The sequence below is a fragment of the Mesorhizobium sp. M0802 genome, assembly GCF_040320115.1.
Taxonomy (GTDB): Bacteria; Pseudomonadota; Alphaproteobacteria; order Rhizobiales; family Rhizobiaceae; genus Mesorhizobium.
On record NZ_JAMYOY010000010.1, the window covers coordinates 12,888 to 34,743 of the forward strand.

Sequence of the window (21,856 nt, forward strand, 5' to 3'; positions counted from 1 at the left end):
GCTGAATGGCTTCGCAGCGGCACAAGCGCCGCGCGCCGGACTATTGCTTCAGCAGCCAGCCGAGGCGATCGAGCGAAAATGCGTAGCTGATGGCGATGAGCAGCGTGATGACAACGCCCGTGGTTGTGTGACCGGCGGCATAGAATCCGGCTGCACCGCCAAACAGGATGGCCAGTTCAAGCACCAGCCTGACTGCGCCTGGTACAGGAACCGGCGCGCGTCCGGACCGGCTCGGGTCGCCGCGCACCGCGAAGGTTCCCCACAGCGCAGCTGCAATGAACGGCAAGGCCAAGGCGAGGACCCAGCGCCACCATCCGCCGGAGAGGCTCCAGCCGGCAAAGCCGAGGCCAAGCAAGGCGGCAAGTTCCAGCAGGAAACGCAACGTCAGATTCCACCAGGCGTTGCCCATATCCGTCCTCCAGAGTCTCGCGATCGCCAGTGTGTCCGAACGCAGCCATGCCTGCCAGCCCGGGCAGGTCTTTTCCACCGCGGCGCAAAACGGCAAGCGCCGTCGCAAACAGCGCAAGGGTGGAAGCGCCGTTTCGCTAGTGATACACCTCGCGCGCCGGGGCTGCGTAAAATACCCCACCGCCATTTGCGAGGCTGGAACGTTGAAAAAATATTCGGTATTCGCCATCGCCCGCGAGGCCATGCGCGGCCACAAGGGCTGGGAGGAACAATGGTCCTCGCCGGAACCGAAGAAGGAATATGACGTCATCATCGTCGGCGCCGGCGGTCATGGCCTGGCCACCGCCTACTATCTCGCCACCGTGCACGGCATCACCAATGTCGCGGTGCTGGAAAAGGGCTGGCTAGGCGGCGGCAACACCGGGCGCAACACCACCATCATCCGCTCCAACTATCTCTATGACGAGAGCGCCGGCATTTACGACCATGCGCTGAAGCTGTGGGATGGGCTCTCCCAGGAACTCAACTACAACGTCATGTATTCGGCGCGGGGCGTCATGATGCTGGCGCACAATGTGCACGACATCCAGGTGCTGAAGCGCCATGTCCATGCCAACCGTCTCAACGGCATCGACAATGAATGGCTGACGCCTGAGCAGGCGAAGGAATTCTGCCCGCCGCTCAACATTTCCAGGCAGGCGCGCTATCCCGTTGTCGGCGCCGCCTTGCAGCGGCGAGGCGGCACGGCGCGTCACGATGCGGTGGCCTGGGGCTATGCGCGCGGCGCTTCGGCGCGCGGCGTGCACATCATCCAGAATTGCGAGGTCACCGGCGTCAAGCGGGCGGCCAATGGCGCGGTCATGGGCGTCGACACGACGCGCGGCTTCATCGGCGCCAAGAAGGTCGGCGTGGTGGCTGCTGGCCACTCCTCGGTGATCATGAACATGGCCGGCGTGCGCATGCCGCTGGAAAGCTATCCCCTGCAGGCGTTGGTGTCGGAGCCGGTCAAGCCGGTGGTGCCGTGCGTGGTTATGTCGAACACGGTGCACGCTTATATCTCGCAGTCCGACAAGGGCGAACTGGTGATCGGCGCCGGCACCGACCAGTATGTCTCCTATTCGCAGACCGGCGGCCTGCATATCCTGCAGCACACGCTCGACGCCATCTGCGAGATGTTCCCGATCTTCACCCGCATGAAGATGCTGCGCTCGTGGGGCGGCATCGTCGACGTGACGCCCGACCGTTCGCCGATCCTGGCCAAGACGCCGGTGCCCGGCCTTTACGTCAATTGCGGCTGGGGCACGGGCGGCTTCAAGGCAACGCCCGGCTCAGGCGATGTCTTTGCCCACACGATTGCCAAGGACGATCCGCATCCTATCAACGCGCCCTTCACCATCGAGCGCTTCCGCACCGGTCGCCTCATCGACGAGGCAGCGGCGGCGGCGGTGGCGCACTGATGATGGTGGAGTTGGCTGTAGCGGTGCCGCTGGTGCTGGCGGGGGAGCAGGACCTGTTCCATTTTCCGTCACCGGACGAGGTGCGGACGCAGCCGATCAGCCGCGCCGGCAACGAAGCCAATTGGCCGTTTTCGATCGACGCCGGCATTCTGGCATGCGTGTGGAGCGGTGGCCAGAAGGTGGTCATCTTCATGGAGAACAGGCCCTCCGATCTCGGCGAGGACGACACATTCGATGCGCGCAGCGTCATCGTGACGACCGATCCGTTTCAGCTCACGATCGGCAACATGGCGTATCGCGAGCTGTTTCGCCCCGCCGCAAGTGTAGAGGAGCGCATTCGGCTCGTCGCGCCTTTTGCTGCGATGGGCCAGAGGCTTTGCAACCAACCGGCCGGCGCGCATGTCGGCCACGGCGAATTGTAGGAACGAACGATAATGCTTCTCATCCGCTGCCCCTATTGCGAGGAAGAGCGCCCGGAGCTCGAGTTCCGTAACGCCGGCGAGGCGCATATTGCGCGTTCGGCCAACATGGCGGGCGAGAGCGACGACGACTTCGAAAAGTTCTTCTTCATCCGCTCGAACCCCAAGGGCATCATTTATGAGCGCTGGCGACACATCCATGGCTGCGCACGCTTCTTCAATGCGGTGCGCGACACCGTCACCGACAAGTTCGTCATGACTTACAAAGCCGGCGAGCCGAAACCGTCCAAGCTGCCCAAAAACTCCAACGAAATGGCTTCCAAATGAGCGGCGCGTTCCGCATTCCGAGCGCCGGCCGTCTCAGCCAGGCGAAGACCGCGCGGTTCTCTTTCGACGGCCAGTCTTACACCGGCATCGAAGGCGACACGCTGGCCTCGGCGCTACTTGCCAATGGCGTGCATTTGGTGGGACGTTCGTTCAAGTATCACCGCCCGCGCGGCTTCCTGTCGGCCGGAGCGGAAGAGCCCAACGCGCTGGTCGAGGTCAAGCGCGACGCGGCACGCAAGGCGCCCAACATCCGGGCCACGGTGCAGGAGCTCTATGACGGGCTCGTCGCCAACTCGCAAAACCGCTGGCCGTCGCTCGCCTTCGACGTCGGCGCGGTCAACGAGATTGCATCGCCGCTGTTTTCGGCCGGTTTCTACTACAAGACCTTCATGTGGCCGAAGGCGGCCTGGAAGAGCCTCTACGAGCCGAAGATCCGCGCCGCGGCCGGCCTCGGCGTTTCGCCTGACAAGCCAGATCCCGACCATTATTCGTCGCGCTATGCGCATTGCGACGTACTGGTGCTAGGCGGCGGTGCGGCCGGCATTGCGGCAGCGCTCGCCGCTGCCGAAACCGGCGCGCGTGTCATCCTCGCCGATGAACAGGCCAGCTTCGGCGGCAGCCTGCGCTTCGAGAGCGGGGCGAAGATCGACGGCCAGGACGGTTATGCCTGGGCGCAAGGCGCGGTGGCCAAGCTCACCGCCCTGGACAATGTCCGCGTTTTGTCGCGGACGACGGCGTTCGGCTACTACGCGCAGAACTTCGTCGGCCTGGTCGAGCGGGTCAGCGACCATCTGCAAAACCCCGGCCACGATTTGCCGCGCGAGCGCCTATGGCAGGTACGCGCCAAGCGCGTGGTGCTGGCGACCGGCGCCATCGAACGCCATATGGTGTTTGCCGACAATGACCGGCCCGGCATCATGCTGGCCTCGGCGGCGCGGACTTATCTCAACCAGTACGGTGTCGCGGTCGGCAAAAATGTCGGCGTCTACACCGCAAATGACTCGGCCTACTCCGCCGCGATCGACCTGAAGAAGGCCGGCGTCAACGTGGCGGCGATCGTCGACCTGCGCGACCATCCGACCGGACCTGTGATCGACGAGGCGAGGGCGCTCGGGATCGAGGTCAATTTCGGCCGCGCGGTGATCCGCGCCGGCGGCAAGTTGCGCGTGACCTCGATGACGGTGCAGCCGAAAAATGGCGGCGGCGAGCGCACCATTCCGGTCGACGCCATCCTGATGTCGGCCGGCTGGACGCCGTCGGTGCATCTGTTCTCACAGTCGCGCGGCAAGGTCGCCTTTAATGACGAGACCAAGCGCTTCGTGCCGGGCATCTATGCGCAGGACTGCGTTTCGGTCGGCGCCTGCAACGGTACGGATGGGCTCTCGGCGTCGATCGATGAGGCCTATGCGGCCGGCGCAAAGGCGGCGAAGGATGCGGGCGGCAAAGTGGCCAAGGGCGTAAAGCCGAAGGTCGACGCGTCGGAAAGCTGGTCGCGCGGCATGCTGGGCGCGGCGCCCGGCGCCGGGCCGGACAAGACGGTCAAGGCCTTCGTCGATTTCCAGAACGACGTCACCGCCAAGGACATCCGCCAGGCGGTGCATGAAGGCATGCGCTCGATCGAGCACGTCAAGCGCTTCACCACCAACGGCATGGCGACCGACCAGGGCAAGACCTCCAACATGCACGGCCTGGCGATTGCCGCCGAGACGCTTGGCAAGCCGATCCCCGAGGTCGGGCTGACCACGTTCCGCGCACCCTATACGCCTGTTACTTTCGGCGCGATCGTCAGCCATTCGCGCGGTCCGCTGTTCGACCCGACACGGAAGACCGCGATCCATCCCTGGGCCGAAGCGCAAGGCGCCGTGTTCGAAGATGTCGGGCAGTGGAAGCGCGCCTGGTATTTCCCCCAGGCGGGCGAAGACATGCACAAGGCGGTCGACCGCGAATGCGTCGCGGTCCGCAGCAATGCCGGTCTGTTCGACGCCTCGACGCTGGGCAAGATCGAAGTGGTCGGGCCGGATGCGGCCAGGTTCATGGAACTGCTCTATACCAATCCATGGGAGAAGCTTGAGCCCGGCCGCTGCCGCTATGGCATCATGCTGCGCGAGGACGGCTTCATCTATGATGACGGCGTCGTCGGCCGACTGGCGCCGGATCGTTTCCATGTGACGACGACAACCGGCGGCGCGCCGCGTGTCATGAACCACATGGAGGACTATCTCCAGACCGAGTTCCCGCATCTGAATGTCTGGCTGACGTCAATCACCGAACAATGGGCGGTCATCGCCGTGCAGGGGCCGAAGTCGCGAGACACCATTGCACCGCTGGTCGAAGGCATCGACATGTCGGACGAGGCGCTGCCGCATATGTCGGTGCGCGAAGGCAAGATCTGCGGCGTGCCGACCAGGCTGTTTCGCATGTCGTTCACCGGCGAGCGCGGCTTCGAGGTCAATGTGCCGGCAGACTACGGCCAGGCCGTCTGGGAAGCGCTGTGGGCCGAAGGCCAAAAGCATGGCGCCGTCGCCTACGGCACCGAGGCGATGCACGTGCTGCGCGCCGAAAAGGGCTACATCATCGTCGGCCAGGACACGGACGGCACGGTGACGCCGAACGATGCCGGGCTCGACTGGGCGGTCGGCAAGAAGAAGACCGACTTCGTCGGCATCCGCGGCCTGACGCGGCCCGATCTGGTCGCCAAGGGCCGCAAGCAGCTGGTCGGCTTGAAGACCAAGGACCCGAAAGTGGTGCTTGAGGAAGGCGCGCAGATCGTCGCCGACCCGAAGCAGGCGATCCCGATGAAGATGATCGGTCACGTCACATCCAGCTACTGGTCGGAAAATTGCGGTCGCTCGATCGCGCTGGCGCTGGTTGCCGGCGGCCGCGACCGGATGGGCGAGACGCTCTACGTGCCGATGCCCAACGGGGTGATCGAAGTGGAGGTTACCGGCATGGTGTTCTTCGACGACACGGGAGGGCGCCTCAATGGCTAAGGCTGCTGCAAAGAAGACGGCCTCAGCTGCAGCGCCGTCCGTCGAGCGCCGCCCGGCCCTGGCTGGACGCGTCCTTTCCGCAACGGATGTCAAGGTCGAAGTTCTGCCGCCGGCGGAGCGCATGTCGCTGCGCGCGCCGGAGGCTTCCGTCGCGGCGCTGTCGAAGGCGCTCGGCCTGACCTTGCCGAAGCAGCCGAAAACTTCGGCGGCCAAGGCTGGCCGCACGGCGCTGTGGCTCGGCCCTGACGAGTGGCTGGTCATCGACGAGGCCGGCAAGGATCCGCTGGCCGATTGTGCTGGGGTTGCCGCATTGCATTCGGCGGTCGGCATCTCGCACCGCAACGTCGCCTTCGCCGTCACCGGCCCAGCGGCGGCCGCCGCGATCAATGCAGGCTGCCCGCAGGATTTGTCGCTCGAGGCTTTTCCGGTGCGCGCGGCGTCGCGCACCATTCTCGGCAAGTGCGAAATCCTGCTGCTGCGCACGGCAGCCGATGCCTTCCGGGTCGAGTGCTGGCGTTCCTTCTCGGACTATGTCTTTACTTTCCTGTCGGAAGCAGCCAGCGACGCGGCGGCGTAGGAACGTTTGACGGGTCAAGCCGTTCTGCTTCCCTCATCAGGGAGAACATACGATGCCGTCGAAAGTGCCGCCGAAGTCAGCTGGCAAGACGTCCGCCGTGCGCTCACTCGAACATGAGCAGCATCACGAGGTGACTGCCGAAGAGGAACTCGAGGAAGGCCTCGAGGACACGTTTCCGGCCAGCGATCCGGTGTCGATCACCTCGACCGCCATCCCAGGCGCGCCTGCAAGACCCGGCAGGGCCAAGACGGCGCCGGGTCGCAAACCGCGCAACAAATAACCGTTCGGCTACGCCAGGTTTGAACTCGGAGAAGCCCAGCTTGCGCTGAGAAAATGGGGGCGCTGAGGAAAAAACGGGCGGCCGGGATTATCCTGCCGCCCTTAAATTAGTCGTTGTGCTGTGGTCGAGCCCGATCAACTTAGAACGTGCTCGGCACGATCCATGGGTTGATCTCGATGCCGAGACGCGGGCTCTTGGCCTTGACGTCGGACTTTTCGACCGAGCCGGTCACGGCGCAATCGAGCTTGGCATTGGTCGTGGTGTCGACGCAGGTGGCGGCGGGGGCCTGCTTGGTCGAGTGTGTGTTGTTGGCGGCGAAAGCCGAGCCGGAGAGAGCCAGCACGGTGGCGAGAGCGAGAAGGGTCTTGTTCATGTCTGTCTCCATCGGTTAAATTTTTTTCGTACATGTACGATACAACGTACACATACGTCCACCGAGATGGGTTTTCAAGTCGGAAAACGTACGCGTACGAAAAATCTTTTTGAACGCCGAAAATTGCGGCGCACTGACACAGCCGAAGCTGTCAGGCCGGACGTTGAATTGGAGGGGCGGGGATGCTCAGCAGTCGACCGGGGTCTCGGTCAGCGGCGGCACATTCTGAGTGCTGAGCGTGGCGAGTGTGAAATCGCACATCCGCGTCACGAAAGCCTGCGGATCCCCGAAGGGGTAGAACGGGAACGTGATCAAAAGCGAGATGGTGCCGTGGCCGACTGCCCAAAGCATGGTGGCGATGGCGCGCGGATCGCCCTGCAGCTTGCCTGCGGCAACGCAGGCCTCGACCCTGGATATCAGCGCTTTCATCGCCGGGTTGGCCTCTTCCATGTCCTCATAGCTTCTGCCTTCCGGCAGCTTGGTCTTTTCGGTCATGAACACGGTGCGGTATTCGTTGGGATTGCCGAGCCCGAAGGCAGCATATTCGGTCATCACCGCACGCAAGGCCTCGATCGGATCGTCGGAAGGGTGCTCCTCGATGCGGCGGGCAAGTGTTTCGAAGGCATCCTCGGCCAGCGCAAACAGGATGTCTTGCTTGTCGGCGAAGTAGGAATAGACCGACATCGGAGCATAGCCGACCCGCTTGGCCAACTTGCGGATGGTCAGGCCTTCATAGCCCTCTTCCTTGACGAGCTTGTGGGCTGCGTCGAGCAGTTCGGAACGCAGTTCGGCCTTTTGTTTCTCGCGGCGTTTCTGGACGCTCAGTGGCAAGATCCGGTGCCTTTGGTTGGTTGTGCATGACTAAATATATACGCTGTACGGAAACGGGCAAGGGCGCTGTCAGGGATATCAAAAAGCGACCTCAAGCTTTCTCTCGAATAGTTGTGCCCGTTCTGGTCCATTTCGCCAGCATCTATGTCACAGCATGTGTAACCTGGGCGCACGCAGGCAACATCGGACTGTTACAAACAAAGCCTATTTGGCGGCTCTGCAAGAAATTTCGGTTTTGGGGGGCCTCTATGGCTGCGATAGAGCTTTCGTCCGGGCTGCCGGGCGCACATCCACTTTCTCATGGCGCAAGGCTAGCGCTCAGGCGGGTCGTGATAGTCGCATGGCTGGCGATCGCAATCGGCTTCGCCATGGAAGCCCTTATCTTGACTGCCGGATTTGCGGCAGGTTCGCACCCGGCGCCAACCCAGGTTCTGATAGACTTGGCGCAAGGCGTGACCTGGTCATTCTTCGTCTGCGCCGGCGTCAGCCTCGGCACGGCGATCACCAAGGTGCGAGCCTCGCTTGGCGGCCTGATCGCCATGATCTCGGGGCCGCTGGCCATGGGCATCGCCAAAGGTACGCAAAAGGTGATGGTGAGCGCGCTTGATGTATCGGCAAAGCCCGTGATCCTGTCGCTCACCACGCTCGGTATGTTGCGGGCGATCGAGTATGGTTTGCTGGGCTGGATGCTGGCTTCGCTGGCATCCAAGGAAGAACCTCGCTCGCTGCATTTCATGCTGGCGGGTGCCTTGGCCGGCGCGGTGTTCGGCGGCGGGATCACGGCGCTAACGATCGAGACTGCCGCAGCCAAGGACATTGCGCTGGCATTGCCGCAGGCTGTCGCCACCGGCCTCATTGAGATCGTGTTTCCGATCGGATGCTCGCTGGTCGTCTACATCGCCCTGCAAGTCAGCCGGCACATGAAGTTCATTTCCAGCGATGCGCGCTAGAGCAGGATGATTTCAGGTCGAATTGACCTGAAATCTGAATCCGGGTCTAATCAAATTGATAGAGCATGATGTCGTCCGAAAACCGCTTCACACTTTCGGCATCATGCTCTTTCTACAGACGGTGATCGGTTTGCGTCCTGTTTCCAGGCCGGTTGCCACCACCTCCGTATGGGCTTGCTCCCCGGTCGGGGAACGGAACTGATCCGATCTGTCATCAAATCGCGCCGACCACAATATCTCATTGTCTACTCAGGTTCGGTCGATCAGCTTGGCGGCAAGGTGCGACAGCAGCTTCACCGCTTCGCCATAGGTCCTGGCCTTTTCGGGATTGGAGGCGTTGCCGTCGAGCGCCCGCTTGTAGACGCCCTGACAGATGGCCGCCAAGCGGAAGAAGGAGAAGGCGAGGAAGAAGCTCCAATTGTCGATGCCGGCCAGCCCGCGCCGACGGCAATACGCCGCGACATAGGCTTCCTCCAAGGGCAGGCCGAGGGCGGCGCGGTCGACGCCGCCAAGACCGCGAAAGCCCGAGGCGTGCGGCAAGCGCCATTGCATGCACTGGTAGGCGATGTCGGCAAAGGGGTGGCCAAGCGTCGACAGTTCCCAGTCGAGCACGGCCAGCACTTTCGGCTCATTGTGCGCGAAGATCATGTTGTCCAGCCGGTAGTCGCCATGCACGAGAGATTTTCGGCCGTCATCGGCCGGCATATGCGTCTCCAGCCAGGCGATCAGCCGGTCCATGTCGGCGACCGTGCCGGTCTCCGAGGCGCGGTACTGGCTGGTCCAGCGTGCCAGCTGGCGTTCGAAGTAATTGCCGGGTTTGCCGAAATCGCCGAGCCCGACCGCCTCGACATCGACATCGTGCAGGGCCGCCAGGGTGGCGTTCATGGCATCGTAGAGGGCGGCGCGCTCATCGTTGCCAGCGGCCTCCGGCACTGCCGGATCCCAAAAGATGCGGCCGTCGAGAAAATCCATGACGTAGAACATGCGGCCGATCGGCGTCGCCTCCGCCGACAGATGCAGCATCGCCGGCACCGGCACGGCGGTGCCGGCCAGCGCCTTCATGACCGTGAATTCGCGGTCGACCTGATGCGCCGATTTCAGCAACTGGCCCGGCGGCTTGGCGCGCAGGACATAGCGGCCGCTGGCCGCAGTCAGCAGATAGGTAGGGTTCGACTGGCCGGATTTGAATTTTTCGATTGCCGAAAGCCCGGCAAAACCCGGGATGTGCCCATCGAGATAGAGCGCTAGTGGCGTCTGGTCCAGCGCGTTGGCGTCGCCACTCATGCGGTCTCCGGCTCACGCTCGATCAGCGTCAGCGTCAGCCAGCGCGCCGTCAGCGCCGGCTTCTTCGAGCCTTCGATCTCGATGGTCACGTCATGCGCCGTCTGCACCCAGCCCGACGGCCTGACCTTGACGTCGGCCAGCACGAAGCGGGTGCGGATGCGCGAACCGGTCTTCACCGGCGCCAGGAAGCGCAGCGAATCGAAACCGTGGTTGACGCCCATCTTGCCCTTTTCCAGCGGCGGCATGGTCTCGAAGGTCATCGCCGAGAGCAGCGACAACGACAGGAAGCCATGCGCGATGGTGCCGCCGAACGGCGTCTCGTTTTTGGCCCGCTCGGGGTCGCAATGGATGAACTGGTGGTCGTCGGTGGCGTCGGCGAACTGGTCGATCATGGTCTGTGTGACCTCGCGCCATGGCGAGACGCCGACTTCCTTGCCGACGCTGGCCAGAAGCACATCGAGACTGATCGGTTCCACTGCGGTGTCCTCCCCTTGCCGCCGACCGCGGCTCATTCCTTGAACAATGTCAGCCCATGCTGCACCGACTGCCCGCCGTCGATCGGCAGGATGGCGCCGGTGACATAGGAACCGGCACGGCTGCATAAATAGAGCGTTGCGCCGCCGATGTCATCCGCCACGCCGATACGGCCGATGGGGACATGGCTGCCGACATGTCTGGCCTTTTCTTCGGTGCCGGTGGCAAAGGCGGTCATCCGGCTCTGGAAGGGGCCGGGGGCGAAGGCGTTGACGGTGATGCGCCGCGCCGCGAGTTCGATCGCCAGCGTGCGCGTCAGGTGGTGAACGGCGCCCTTGGACGCGGTGTAGGAATAGGCGTCGTCGGCCAGCGGCTGCGTGCCCATCACCGAGCCCAGGTTGATGACGCGGGCCGGATCGGCATCGCTCGCGGCGGCTTCCAGCAGCGGCAGCAATTCGCGCGTCAGATGGAAGACGGCGGTGACGTTGACGGCGAACACCTTGGCCCAGCCGCTATAGGGAAAATCCTCCAGGGAGGCACCCCAGGATATGCCGGCATTGTTGACCAGAATATGCAGCTTCTCGGTGCGCGCCTTGACCTCGCCGACCAGCGCGGCAATGCCTGCTTCGCTCGAGACGTCACCGGCAAAGCCTTCGGCACTGCCGGAGCCGCCGAGCCCGTTCAACTCAGCGGCGACCTTGATGCAATCCTCGCCCTTGCGTGAAGCGATCATCACGGTGGCGCCGGCTTGGACCAAAGCGGTCGCCACCATGCGGCCGATGCCGGTCGCGGCTCCCGTCACCAGCGCTGTCTTGCCGGCGACTGAGAACAGTTCTTCCAGATAGCTCATCGGAATTCCTCCGCGCTTTTCTGCTCACGGTCCGGGGCGAAAGGGGCTCGCGTTGACAAGGCTACCCGAAGTACGGTCATCCTTGCCACGGGTAAAGTGCCCAGATGCGTGAAAGGGTTGGAGACCGATGGCGGACATGAATCTCGGCATGACCGAGCGGCTGAAGCCGATCCACGCCCGTGTCGCCGCCATGGTGCGCGATGAGATCATGCCGCTCGATCATGATTTTTTGAGTGAGGTCGGCAAGGGCGGCGACCGCTGGGTCTACACCGCGCGGCAGACCGAGATCCTCGAGGGATTGAAGAAGACGGCCAAGGAGCGCGGCCTGTGGAATTTCTGGCTGACCGGGTCCGAGCGCGGCTATGGTCTCTCGACGGTCGAATACGCCTACCTCGCCGAGGAGATGGGCAAGGCGCATCTCGGCGCCGAGACCTTCAACTGCTCGGCGCCCGACACCGGCAATATGGAGGTGCTGGAGCGCTACGGCTCGGACGACCACAAGCAGGCATGGCTTGAGCCGCTGCTCGAGGGCAAGATCCGCTCGGCCTATCTGATGACCGAGCCGGACGTCGCTTCCTCCGACGCCACCAACATCGCCATGCGCTGCGAAAGGCGAGGCGACGACTATGCACTCAACGGTGAGAAATGGTGGGCGTCGGGGGCCGGGGACCCGCGCTGCGCCATCTACATTGTCATGGTCCGCACCGGCGGCGAAGCCGAGCCGCAGCACCGCCGCCATTCGATGATCCTGGTGCCGTCCGACACCAAGGGCGTGATCAAGCTTCGACCGATGCAGGTCTATGGCGATGACGACGCGCCGCACGGCCACATGCACCTCCGCTTCGACAATGTCAGGGTGCCGGCCGGAAACCTGATCCTCGGCGAGGGCAGGGGGTTCGAGATCGCGCAGGGGCGGCTCGGCCCCGGCCGCATTCACCATTGCATGCGCGCCATCGGCCAAGCCGAAATGGCGCTGGAGCTGCTGTGCCAGCGCTCGATGCGCCGCGAGGCCTTCGGCCAGCCATTGGCCAAGCTCGGCGCCAATTTCGATATCATCGCCGAGTGCCGCATGGAGATCGAGATGGCGCGGCTGCTCTGCCTCAAGGCGGCGTGGATGATCGACCAGGGCGATGCGCGCGCAGCCGCGCCCTGGATCAGCCAGATCAAGGTCATCGCACCGCGCGTCGCGCTCAAGGTCACCGACGAGGCCGTGCAGATGTTCGGGGCGCAAGGCATCAGCCAGGACACGCCGCTGGCACGCTCATGGACGCATCTGCGAACCCTGCGCCTTGCCGACGGGCCGGACGCGGTGCACCGCCGGCAGGTGGCGCGTACGGAGCTCAGGAAATACACGCAGGAAAAGGTCTGAGCGGATGAAGGCCATTATCGCCCGCGATTTCGCGCCGCTCGACCAGCTCGTCCATGCCGACAATCTGAAGGCGCTGGTCGGCTGGCATCTCGCCGGCAAGGTTCGGCCGGCCATCGAAGGCACTTATCCGCTGGCCGATGCCGCCGCCGTGGTGACGCGCGTGCTTGGCCGTGGCGCATCCGGCAAGCTCATCCTCAAACTGTAAGGAGCCCCGCCATGGCGATCCCCTCAGACATGAAAGCACTGCTGCTGACCGGCGACGGCTACACCAGGACGCCCTCCGGCAGTGCGCTGGAGGCGATGGAGCCGTACCTCAAGCTTGGCAGCATCGGCGTGCCGACGCCCGGACCGAGCCAGGTTCTAATCAAGGTCAGCCTCGCCTCGATCAACCCGTCCGACGTCATGTTCATCAAGGGCCAGTACGGTCAGCCGCGCGCCAAGGGCCAGCCGGCCGGCTTCGAGGGTGTCGGCACGGTCGTTGCCAGCGGCGACGAGCCCTATGCGAAAAGCCTGATCGGCAAGCGCATCGCCTTCACCACCGGCGTCACCAATTGGGGCGCGTGGGCGGACTATGCAGTTGCCGAAGCTGCCGGCTGCATTCCGCTGCTCGACACGGTCCGCGACGAGGATGGCGCGGCGATGATCGTCAACCCGCTCACGGCGCTCGCCATGTTCGACATCGTCAAGGAGACGGGCGAAAAAGCCTTCATCATGACCGCCGGCGCCAGCCAGCTTTGCAAGCTGATCGCGGGTCTCGCCAAGGAGGCTGGGTTCCGGCCGATCGTCACCGTGCGCCGCGACGAGCAGATTCCGCTGTTGAAGGAGATCGGGGCTGCCCATGTGCTCAACGAGAAGGCGCCGGATTTCAAGGCAGCACTACGCGATGTGGTCAAGGCCGAGCAGCCGCGCATCTTCCTCGATGCCGTGACCGGGCCGGTGGCCTCGGCGATCTTCGACGCCATGCCGAAGCGCTCGCGCTGGATCATCTATGGACGGCTCGATCCGGACACCACTGTCATCCGTGAGCCCGGCCAGATGATCTTCCAACACAAGCACATTGAAGGCTTCTGGCTGGTCGAATGGATGCGCCAGTTCCGCGACAAGCGCGGCCCGGCGATCATGGAAGCACAGAAGCGCTTTTCGGATGGGCGCTGGTCGACCGACGTGACGGCGGTGCTACCGCTGGATGAGGCGATGGCGAAGGCCCCGGCGGAGCTGGCCAAGCCGAACGGGAAGGTGTTTATTAGGCCGTGACTTTCTACCCTCCCCCTTGTGGGGAGGGTCGACGAAAGAGCAATTTTGCTCGTTCGTCGGGGTGGGGGTCTTGGCTCCACCTCTGTTATTCGCGGGAGCGCTGGACCGACGTTAGTTGGCGCTGCACCCCCACCCCGGACCTGCGGTCCGACCCTCCCCACAAGGGGGAGGGTAAGCGGAGCTACTCCGCCGGCTCGACATTGGCGTACGCCGCTTCCTCAAGCTCCCGCTTCAGCCTCGCTTCCTCATGCGCCTTCGGCGTCACGAAGCGGCCGAGCAGGAGGTAGGCGACCGGGGTCAGGAACAGCGTCGAGACGGTGGCGAGACCCAGCCCGCCGACGATGACCCAGCCGAGCGCGATGCGCGCTTCGGCACCGGCGCCGGCGGCCAGCACCAGCGGGACCCCGCCGAGGATGGTGCAGATCATCGTCATCATCACCGGCCGCAGGCGGATGATCGAGGCCTGCTCGATCGCCTCGCGCACGCCGAGGCCGCGGTCGCGCAGCTGGTTGGCGAATTCGACGATGAGGATGCCGTTCTTGGCCATGACGCCGACCAGAAGCACGAGGCCAATCTGGCTGTAGGCATTGAGGCTGGTGCCTGACAAAAGCAGCGCAAAGATTGCGCAGGCAAGGCCGAGGGGGACCGTCGCCATGATGATGACGGCGCTGACGAAGCTTTCGAACTGGGCGGCGAGCACCAGGAGGATGATGACCAGCGCGAAGCCGAAAATGGTGATCATGGCGCTGTTGGTCTCGCCGAGCGTCGCGGCTTCGGCCAGCGGCAGGACGCGGCTGCCCGGCGGCAGCAGCGGGGCGGCGATCTGCTCGGCAACGCCGAGCGCGTCACCAAGTGCGAAGTTGCCGTTCAGGTTCGAGGTGATCGCCACCGAAGGCTGCTGCTGTTCGCGGGTCAGCGACGGCGGCACGGCGCGCTCGGTCAGCGTGGCGATGGTCGACATCGGCACGAAGCGGCCGTCGGCGGTTTTCAGGAAGATGTTTTCCAGATCGGTCGGATCATTGATCGGGTTGGTGGTCGAGACCAGCTTCACGCCATAGCTGCGGTCGGCGATGTAGACATCGACGACATCGTTACCGTCGAGCATCGCCTGCAAGGTGTTGGCGAGCCCTGATATGTCGATGCCGAGATCGGAGGCGCGCTCGCGGTCGATGGCCACCGCCAACTGCGGCTGCGTCGGGTCGATGGAAAGCCGCGGCGTCTGGAAGCGCGGATCGGCCTGCATCCGGGCGATGATCTTCACCGCCGCGTCGCCGAGCGCCTTGCGGTCGTTGCCGACCAGCGCGAATTGCAGGCCGTTGCCGGCGCCGCGAATACCGAGGCTATTGGCCTGTACCGGGAAGATGCGCACGGATGGCACCTGCCGGGTCAGCTGGCTTATCTGCGCCATGATCTCCTGCTGGCTGCGCGTGCGCTCGTCCCACGGCGCCAGCGTCATCACCATGAAGCCGGAATTGTAGGCGCCGTTCTGGCCGGCGTTTTCGAACGTCGAGACGATCTCGCCGGAATCGCGCAGCGGCTGGATCAGCCGCTCGATCTTCTGCATCTGCTGCGTGGTGTAATCGAGGCTGACGCCTTGCGGCGCGTTGATGCGCAACAGCACGACGGCGCGGTCCTCGCTCGGCGTCAGTTCCTGGCGGATGGTGCCGAACAGGCTGAAGGCGACGCCCGCAAACAGCACCGCAACCAGCAGCACGATCCACGGCGCGCCAAGGCAGGCATGCAGGGCGCGCTTGTAGGCCGCGTTCAGCGCGCCACCGACGCGCGCGCCAATGCCGTGACCGCCTTCATGGTGGAGCGATGCGCCGGTCAACATGCGCGAGGCCAGCATCGGGCACAGCGTCAGCGCGACCACGCAGGAGAGCAGCACCGACATGGCGAGGACGAAGCCGAATTCGCGAAACAGGCCGCCGGTCTGTCCCGGCAGGAAGGAGATCGGCACGAAAACGGCAACGAGCGTCAGCGTCGTGGCGATGACGGCGAAGAACACTTCCTGGGCGCCGAGCACGGCGGCGGCACGAGGCCCCATGCCTTCGTTGCGCCGTCGCACGATGTTTTCCAGAACGACGATGGCGTCGTCGACGACAAGGCCGGTCGCCAGCACCAGCGCCAGAAGCGTCAGGATGTTGATGGAGAAGCCGGCGAGATAGATGGCGGCGATGGTGCCAATCATGGCGACCGGCATTGACAGACCAGGGATCAGCGTCGCGCGCCAGTCGAGCAGGAAGATGTAGATGACGATCAGCACCATGGAGATCGACAGGCCGAGCGCGATCTCGACCTCGTGCACGGCGCCGTTGACGAAGACTGCGTCGTCGCTGGTGATCTTGATCGACATGCCCTTGGGCAGGTTTTCCTGCAGCTTGGCGACGGCTGCCTTCACTCCGGTGGAAATATCCAGCGTGTTCGATTCCGCCTGGCGGATGATGCCAAGGCCAATGCCGGTCTTGCCGTCGGAGCGCAACGAGGTCTGGCCGATGTCGGGACCGAGCGTGACGGTGGCGACGTCGCGGATGCGCGTCGTGCCGCCGATGATGATGTTTTCGAATTCTTCCGGCGTCGTCACATCGGCCGTGGTGCGGACGATGAGATCCTGGTTGGTGGTGGTGATCGAACCGGCTGGTGAATCGAAAGCGACCGAGGCAAGCGCTGCCCTCAGATCGGCCACAGTGAAGCCGAGGCTGGCGAGCTTGTTCTGGTCGACATCGATGCGGAAGATCTTGTCGCGGTCGCCATAGACCTGAACGTCGGCGACGCCAGGCACGGCAGCCAGTTCGTCCTCGATCTGGTCCTGGACGATCACCGTCATGTCCTGCACCGACAGGGTGTCGGAGGTGACGGCCAGTCGCATCACGGCATCGGAATTCGCATCGGCCTTGACGATGCGCGGCGGGTCGGCGGTCTCCGGTATCATGTTGGCGACACGGCCGACCGCGTCGCGCACGTCGGAGGCGGCGACGTTCAAATCGACGCCATCGTTGAACTCGATGGTGACGCGGCTCTGGCCGAAGGAAGAGGTCGACGAGATCGACTTGACGCCGGAGACGCGGGCGACCGCGCCCTCGATGGTGTCGGTCAGTTCACGGTCGACGGTTTCGGCGGCGGCGCCCTCGAAGGCCGTCGATACGGTGACCACGGCGCGGTCGACATCGGGCAGTTCGCGGATTTCGACGCCGTAGAAAGCGGCAAGGCCGGCCACTGCGATCAGCGTGTTCAGCACGAAGGCCATGACCGGCCTGCGGATGAAGAGAGCGGTGAAGCCGGTTTCGCTGGCGGTGCTGACAGGCGCGGTCATGAGCCTTCGGCAGCTTCCGCGGCGCGCTGATCCTGGCCGGCGATGCGGACCGCGCCGCCTTCGCTGACGCTCTGGGTGCCTTCGGTGACGACCATGTCGCCATCCTCGATCTCGGCGTCGATCAGCACCGTCTCGGTATTACGCTGGATGATGCGCACGGGAACGCGCCTGGCCTTGCCGTCCTCGATCTGCCAGACATAGGCGCCGTCGGAACCCCACAGGATCGCCAGGGGGCTGACGGCCGGATAGGTGTCGCCGGGGAAGCGCATGGTGATGCCGAACGACATGCCGGCGCGCAGCGAGTCCGCCGGATTGGCGATTGCAGCCTTGACCAGCAGGGTGCGGCTCTTTTCGTCGATGTGGTTGTCGATGGCCGACACAGTGCCGGTATAGGCCTTGCTCGGATTGGCGATCGGCGTCGCCGACAGTTGCGCGCCGACCTTGACGGCGGCGGCGAAGCGCTCGGGCACCAGGAAATCGACCAGGATGGAGGAGCGGTCGTCAAGCGTGGCGATCGCCGACTGGCTGGTGACGTAATTGCCGGCCGATATCGGCAGGATGCCGACCGTGCCGGCGATAGGGGCGACGATCGAACGACGCTGCAAGGCGAGTTCGGCATCCTGCAGCGCCAGTTTGGCGCCGGCCAGCACCACTTGGGCATCGGCGACGGCGACCGGGGTCGCGGCGTTGGAGGCCCTCAATGATTTCACCCGCTCGAGCTTGTCCTGGGCATCCTGCAAGGCAAGCTTGGCACGATCCTGCGAGATCACCTCGGTCTCGGAATCGAGAAAAGCGATGATCTGCCCCTTGTCGACGCGGGTGCCGGATTGGACGAGGAATTCAACCAGCCGGCCGGAGCTGTACGGGTTGACCGTCACCGAGACATTGGCGCGGCCGGTGCCGATCGCCTGCAGGCGATCGTTGATGGTGGCGGTGGCCGCCGGCAAGGCGACGACATTTGCCGGCCGGCCGGCAGCGTTGCGACCGCCTGCCGGTTTCGTCGTGTCGACCGCGCCGGTTGTGGCGGGCGCCGAAGCATAGCCCCAGTCGATGCCCCAGCGTGCCAGAACCTCCGGCGCGCCCGGGAAGAATCGCGCCCAGGCGAGGACAGCCGCGACCAGGATCACAAGCGCAAAAACGATCTGTTTCCAGGCGACCATCGACACTCCGGTTGGCAAAACGTCTACCGGTTTCACCAAGCAAAAAAACGCGCAGCGACGCACCCGGTATGTGCGAAGCCGCCGCAATATCATGGCTTTATGGCAATTCTGCCGCTTCCATGCACATTAAATCTGCGTAATTTTGCGCACCTGCGGCGGGGATTGAACGTGTCAGCGCAGGCTTTCCAGGTCGCGGATGCGCCTGGCGCTGTCTGCCTCGAGCTGCCTGGTGACGGCGCCGATCAGCGTCTCGGCGACAACGAACAGAGCGGCGGAAGAGTCCCACGCCGAAGGCACGGCGGTGCGTCCGGCAATGACGTGGCGGGCGAAGCGGGCGATCGGCGATAGCCACTGGTCGGTGAACAGCACGATCTGCACGCCGCGCTGATGCGCGGTCTCGGCAAAGCGGACCAGACTGTCCTGGTAGCGCCTGATGTCGAAGATCACCAGCACGTCGCGCTTGCCCATGTCGATCAGCCGGTCGCGCCAGATGCTCTCCTGGCCGGCGAGGTGATAAACGTCGGGCTGGATGATGGCGAGGTGGGCGGCCATGTAGCGCGCCAACGGATCGGTGAAGCGGCCGCCGATCAGGAATGTCTTGCCGCGCCGTTCGGCGAGCCTTGCGGCGATGTCGGCAAGCTGCCTGTCGGAGAGATGCCTGAAGGTCTCGCGCATATTGTCCAGCGTCGCCTCCAGCATTGGCGACACGGCACTGCTGCCTGGCGAGGCCGGATTGAGCGTGCGCGATGCCGGCGACTGCAATTGCGCCGCCAGTTCGTCCTGCAGCGCCGACTGGAACTCGGGATAGTTCTGGAACCCTAGCCTCGAGACAAAGCGCAGGATTGTCGGCGACGATACGCCGGCGGCGGTCGAGAACTCGGCGACCGTCTTCAGCCCGATCAGCGGATAGTTGGCAATCAGTGTCTGCGCGGCGCGGCGCTCGCCGGCCGGCATCGTGCCGATGCGGTCCGAAATCAGTTCGGCAATGCTGGAAATCATCGTTTTCCCCACCCCTGAGCCCGTCCAGACCGCTTCCCCGAAATCGCGTTTGACAAAGCCGGACAAACTGTATGAAATCATCCACAGGGACGCAATGAGGCAAAATACGTAACATAAGATACAGCGCTCCCCAGGGGACGGCAGACTATGGAGAGAGCACGGCCCGCCAGCCTTGCATCGTCTGATACCGTAGGGGTGACGAACCCCGGCGGGTCCAGCCCTTTCGTGCTGACCTGCGACCACGCTTCCAACTTCCTGCCATCCGAATTCGGCACGCTTGGCCTGCCGGCCGAAGACCTCTCCCGCCACATCGCCTGGGACCCCGGCGCGCTGCCGGTGGCCCGCCGCATCGCGACCGCCCTCGATGCGACGCTCATCGAAACCCGCATCTCGCGCCTGATCATCGACTGCAACCGTCCGCTCGACGCACCGGACCTGGTGCCGCCGGTCAGCGAGACGACGGCCATTCCGGGCAATGCCGGCCTGTCGGACAGTGAGCGCGCCGAGCGCATCGCTTTGTCGTGGCGGCCGTTCCACGACACGATCGCATCGATCATCGACGACCGGCAGGCGCGTGGGCAGGAGACCCGGCTGGTGTCGGTGCATTCCTTCACCCCCGTCTACAAGGGCAAGAACCGGCCCTGGCATATCGGCATCATCCATGATGACGACCGCCGGCTGGCGTCGCCGCTGATAGCGGCGCTGCAGCGGCTCTCCGGCGTCAGTGTCGGCATCAACGAGCCCTATTCGCCGGCCGACCGCGTCTATTTCACTTTGGAGCGCCATGCACGCTCGCGCGGCCTTGCCTGCGCAATGATCGAAATCCGCAACGACGAGATCTCCGGCGAGACCGGGCAGCGGAAATGGGCGGAGCTGCTCACAGGCATTTTTTCTGACCTGGAACCCGAGGAGGCCAAGGGTTCCCGGCGACAAGCAATGGGAAAGTCAGTTCAATCGGCCAGCTAGAAAAACAGGGGACGAAAATGGCAGGACCGGACAAATCAGACGCTGAAAGATCGGAGGATGTAAAAACCCTCCATAGCATGGGCTATGCCCAGGAGTTGGCTCGCCGCATGAGCGGCTTCTCGAACTTCGCTATTTCCTTTTCGATCATTTGCATTCTGGCGGGCGGCATCACGTCCTTCCCGCTGGCCATGGCGACCGGCAGCGGCTTCGAGGCGACTGTCGGCTGGGTCATCGGCGGCGTCTTTGCACTTGTCGTTGCCGCGTCCCTTGGCCAGATCGGCTCGGCCTATCCGACGGCCGGCGGTCTCTACCACTGGTCGTCAATTCTCGGCGGGCGCGGCTGGGGCTGGGCCACGGCCTGGATCAACTTGCTCGGCCTGGTCTTCGTCGTCGCCTCGGTCAATGTCGGCGTCTACGCGCTGTTCAAGGACCTTGTCTGGTCCGGCGTGTTCGGTAACGACGTCTCCGCGTGGGGCTATCAGGAGCAGGTGATCGGCGTTGTGATCATCACGGTCGCGCAGGCGCTGATCAATCATTTCGGTATCAGGCTCACCACCATGCTGACGGATTTCTCGGGCTACCTCATTCTGGTCGTCGCCGTCGTGTTGACCGCGATGTTCCTGATCTGGGGCGCAAGCTGGGATTTCTCGCGGCTCACCACCTTCGTCAACAACACCGGTGATCCAGGCGCAGGCTACGTTCCGACCGCACGGACGGCACTCGTCGCCTTCCTGATCGGCCTGCTCTACCCACTCTACACCATCACCGGCTTCGACGCTTCGGCCCACACGTCCGAAGAGACCCACAATGCCCGCGTGGCGGTGCCGCGCGGCATGATCCATTCGGTTCTGTGGTCGCTGGTGTTCGGCTTCGTCATGGCCGTTTCGTTCGTACTGGCCAGCCCCGATCTGGCAGCGACGGCCAAGGATGGCGCCAATGCCTGGTTCAATCTCTTCAACAATCTGCCGGCACCATTCCTGCTGAAGAGCATGATTGCCATCGCAATCGTGCTGGCGAATTTCATCTGCGCGCTCGCCGGACTGACGTCGACCTCGCGCATGATCTTTGCCTTCGCGCGTGACGGCGGCCTGCCCGGTTCGTCGGTGTGGAAAACCGTCAGCCCGACATGGCGTACGCCGGTGGCGGCGATCTGGCTCGGAGCGGTGCTCGCTGTCGCAGCGACATTGTACTCGCCGGCTTTCGCCGCACTGGCGGCCGGCTGTGCATTGTTCCTCTACGTGTCCTACGCCATGCCCGTGGCCGCCGGCCTGCTTGCCGAGGGCAAGAGCTGGACCGAATTCGGCCCGTTCCGCCTCGGCATCTGGTCCAAGCCGTTCGCCGTCATCACGGTGCTTGGCGTTCTGGTGCTGATGTATGCCGGCATCCAGCCGCCCTTCGACATCCTGATCAACTATGCCATCGGCCTGATCGTTCTGCTGGTCGTTCTGTGGTTCGGCATCGAATCGCGCCGCTTCAAAGGCCCGCCGATCGGCGCCGACATTGCTCGCCGCGCTTCCGAGATCGCGGCCGCGGAAGCAGCCGTCGGCCAGACGGCCGGTTAACAAGCAAGACTAG

The 21,856-nt window shown here is 64.1% G+C and carries 21 protein-coding genes; 12 read left to right on the forward strand and 9 right to left on the reverse strand.

Annotated features, from left to right (window positions below; translation table 11 throughout):
• Nucleotides 1-40: 40 nt before the first annotated feature.
• The gene (locus NKI10_RS15595; protein ID WP_023683195.1) at nt 41-409 is read right to left on the reverse strand and encodes a YrdB family protein; all 369 of its coding nucleotides are present in this window, start codon (nt 407-409) and stop codon (nt 41-43) included.
• A gap of 202 nt (nt 410-611) precedes the next feature.
• Between NKI10_RS15595 and NKI10_RS15600 the strand changes: the two genes are divergently transcribed.
• Genes NKI10_RS15600 through NKI10_RS15625 form a run of 6 tightly spaced genes read left to right on the forward strand, consistent with a single transcriptional unit; the run spans nt 612 to nt 6,458 of the window.
• Nucleotides 612-1,865 (forward strand): sarcosine oxidase subunit beta, encoded by a 1,254-nt coding sequence (locus NKI10_RS15600; RefSeq protein WP_352860810.1) that lies wholly within the window; start codon nt 612-614, stop codon nt 1,863-1,865.
• Nucleotides 1,865-2,287 (forward strand): hypothetical protein, encoded by a 423-nt coding sequence (locus NKI10_RS15605; protein ID WP_023686459.1) that lies wholly within the window; start codon nt 1,865-1,867, stop codon nt 2,285-2,287. Before NKI10_RS15600 ends, NKI10_RS15605 begins: the two co-directional genes overlap by 1 nt.
• 12 nt (nt 2,288-2,299) lie before the next feature.
• Nucleotides 2,300-2,611 carry a sarcosine oxidase subunit delta gene (locus NKI10_RS15610; protein WP_023683197.1) on the forward strand — a complete coding sequence of 104 codons (312 nt, stop codon included), beginning with the start codon at nt 2,300-2,302 and terminating at the stop codon, nt 2,609-2,611.
• Nucleotides 2,608-5,601, forward strand: coding sequence for a sarcosine oxidase subunit alpha (locus NKI10_RS15615; protein ID WP_352860812.1), 2,994 nt, complete (start codon nt 2,608-2,610; stop codon nt 5,599-5,601). The genes NKI10_RS15610 and NKI10_RS15615 overlap by 4 nt, the downstream gene beginning before the upstream one ends.
• Nucleotides 5,594-6,178: a sarcosine oxidase subunit gamma gene (locus NKI10_RS15620; RefSeq protein WP_352860814.1), complete on the forward strand. Its 585-nt coding sequence runs from the start codon at nt 5,594-5,596 to the stop codon at nt 6,176-6,178. The genes NKI10_RS15615 and NKI10_RS15620 overlap by 8 nt, the downstream gene beginning before the upstream one ends.
• 52 nt (nt 6,179-6,230) lie before the next feature.
• A complete protein-coding gene (locus tag NKI10_RS15625; RefSeq protein WP_352860816.1) occupies nt 6,231-6,458 on the forward strand; it encodes a hypothetical protein in 228 nt (75 codons plus the stop codon).
• 139 nt (nt 6,459-6,597) lie between these two features.
• Here NKI10_RS15625 and NKI10_RS15630 read toward each other — a convergent pair whose 3' ends face one another.
• The gene (locus NKI10_RS15630) at nt 6,598-6,831 is read right to left on the reverse strand and encodes a DUF680 domain-containing protein (RefSeq protein ID WP_023671148.1); all 234 of its coding nucleotides are present in this window, start codon (nt 6,829-6,831) and stop codon (nt 6,598-6,600) included.
• Nucleotides 6,832-7,017: 186 nt separating this feature from the next.
• Nucleotides 7,018-7,662: a TetR/AcrR family transcriptional regulator gene (locus tag NKI10_RS15635; RefSeq protein WP_023671149.1), complete on the reverse strand. Its 645-nt coding sequence runs from the start codon at nt 7,660-7,662 to the stop codon at nt 7,018-7,020.
• A 26-nt stretch (nt 7,663-7,688) separates the two neighbouring features.
• Here NKI10_RS15635 and NKI10_RS15640 point away from each other — a divergent pair, with 26 nt between their 5' ends.
• Nucleotides 7,689-8,612, forward strand: coding sequence for a hypothetical protein (locus NKI10_RS15640; RefSeq protein WP_352860818.1), 924 nt, complete (start codon nt 7,689-7,691; stop codon nt 8,610-8,612).
• A gap of 249 nt (nt 8,613-8,861) precedes the next feature.
• Here NKI10_RS15640 and NKI10_RS15645 read toward each other — a convergent pair whose 3' ends face one another.
• The 3 genes from NKI10_RS15645 to NKI10_RS15655 are packed head-to-tail and all read right to left on the reverse strand — an operon-like array spanning nt 8,862 to nt 11,220.
• Nucleotides 8,862-9,896, reverse strand: coding sequence for a phosphotransferase family protein (locus NKI10_RS15645; RefSeq protein ID WP_352860820.1), 1,035 nt, complete (start codon nt 9,894-9,896; stop codon nt 8,862-8,864).
• A complete protein-coding gene (locus tag NKI10_RS15650; protein WP_280940371.1) occupies nt 9,893-10,408 on the reverse strand; it encodes a MaoC family dehydratase in 516 nt (171 codons plus the stop codon). The genes NKI10_RS15645 and NKI10_RS15650 overlap by 4 nt, the downstream gene beginning before the upstream one ends.
• Nucleotides 10,405-11,220: an SDR family oxidoreductase gene (locus tag NKI10_RS15655; RefSeq protein ID WP_023671153.1), complete on the reverse strand. Its 816-nt coding sequence runs from the start codon at nt 11,218-11,220 to the stop codon at nt 10,405-10,407. Before NKI10_RS15655 ends, NKI10_RS15650 begins: the two co-directional genes overlap by 4 nt.
• 127 nt (nt 11,221-11,347) lie before the next feature.
• Here NKI10_RS15655 and NKI10_RS15660 point away from each other — a divergent pair, with 127 nt between their 5' ends.
• From NKI10_RS15660 to NKI10_RS15670, 3 genes are read left to right on the forward strand one after another with little or no spacing between them, the layout of a single operon-like run.
• Nucleotides 11,348-12,589, forward strand: coding sequence for an acyl-CoA dehydrogenase family protein (locus tag NKI10_RS15660; RefSeq protein WP_352860823.1), 1,242 nt, complete (start codon nt 11,348-11,350; stop codon nt 12,587-12,589).
• Nucleotides 12,510-12,794 (forward strand): zinc-binding dehydrogenase, encoded by a 285-nt coding sequence (locus NKI10_RS15665; RefSeq protein WP_352860825.1) that lies wholly within the window; start codon nt 12,510-12,512, stop codon nt 12,792-12,794. The genes NKI10_RS15660 and NKI10_RS15665 overlap by 80 nt, the downstream gene beginning before the upstream one ends.
• Nucleotides 12,795-12,805: 11 nt before the next feature.
• Nucleotides 12,806-13,843 carry a zinc-binding dehydrogenase gene (locus NKI10_RS15670; RefSeq protein WP_023725210.1) on the forward strand — a complete coding sequence of 346 codons (1,038 nt, stop codon included), beginning with the start codon at nt 12,806-12,808 and terminating at the stop codon, nt 13,841-13,843.
• Between the two features lie 181 nt (nt 13,844-14,024).
• Here NKI10_RS15670 and NKI10_RS15675 read toward each other — a convergent pair whose 3' ends face one another.
• The 3 genes from NKI10_RS15675 to NKI10_RS15685 all read right to left on the reverse strand — a co-directional run bounded on the left by NKI10_RS15675 (nt 14,025) and on the right by NKI10_RS15685 (nt 19,315).
• Complete coding sequence (locus tag NKI10_RS15675; RefSeq protein WP_352860827.1) at nt 14,025-17,156, reverse strand: efflux RND transporter permease subunit; 3,132 nt, start codon at nt 17,154-17,156, stop codon at nt 14,025-14,027.
• Nucleotides 17,153-18,316, reverse strand: coding sequence for an efflux RND transporter periplasmic adaptor subunit (locus NKI10_RS15680; RefSeq protein WP_352860830.1), 1,164 nt, complete (start codon nt 18,314-18,316; stop codon nt 17,153-17,155). Before NKI10_RS15680 ends, NKI10_RS15675 begins: the two co-directional genes overlap by 4 nt.
• Nucleotides 18,317-18,487: 171 nt before the next feature.
• A complete protein-coding gene (locus NKI10_RS15685) occupies nt 18,488-19,315 on the reverse strand; it encodes a MurR/RpiR family transcriptional regulator (RefSeq protein WP_023832906.1) in 828 nt (275 codons plus the stop codon).
• A gap of 147 nt (nt 19,316-19,462) precedes the next feature.
• On the opposite strand from NKI10_RS15685, the gene NKI10_RS15690 reads away from it, so the two are divergent.
• Entirely contained in the window at nt 19,463-20,281 is an 819-nt protein-coding gene (locus tag NKI10_RS15690; RefSeq protein ID WP_352860832.1) for an N-formylglutamate amidohydrolase, read from the forward strand.
• Nucleotides 20,282-20,298: 17 nt separating this feature from the next.
• The gene (locus NKI10_RS15695) at nt 20,299-21,843 is read left to right on the forward strand and encodes an amino acid permease (protein ID WP_023740938.1); all 1,545 of its coding nucleotides are present in this window, start codon (nt 20,299-20,301) and stop codon (nt 21,841-21,843) included.
• The last annotated feature ends 13 nt before the right edge of the window (nt 21,844-21,856 follow it).